This is a genomic window from Nocardia sp. NPDC058666, assembly GCF_042714895.1.
GTDB lineage: Bacteria > Actinomycetota > Actinomycetes > Mycobacteriales > Mycobacteriaceae > Nocardia.
The window spans coordinates 1-284 of sequence record NZ_JBHXRY010000128.1 but is presented as its reverse complement, the minus strand read 5'-3'; the positions used below and the strand labels follow the sequence as shown (position 1 = coordinate 284).

Genomic DNA, 284 nt, shown 5'->3' with positions numbered 1-284 from the left:
ATCTCAGAAGCCGTCGAGATCGGCGAACTGGACTTCGTCACCGCGGTCGCCGACCGGATCCCCATCCACACCATCGGCGACCTCATGGGCATCCCCGCCGAGGACCGCGAACAGCTCGTGGACTGGAACGCGCAGACCCTGTCCCGGTACAGCGCCGACGACGGCGAAGAAGTGTCGCTGATGGCGCGCAACGAGATCGTGCTCTACATCTCCGGCCTGATGGCGGAGCGCCGCCGCAACCCGGGCGAGGACGTCCTCAGCACACTGGCCACCGCCACCATCGA

1 pseudogene is annotated in these 284 nt (G+C 66.9%); it reads left to right on the top strand.

What is annotated here, in order from left to right:
• Positions 1–284: pseudogene (locus ACFWVD_RS29000) on the top strand (cytochrome P450); the annotation flags it as partial.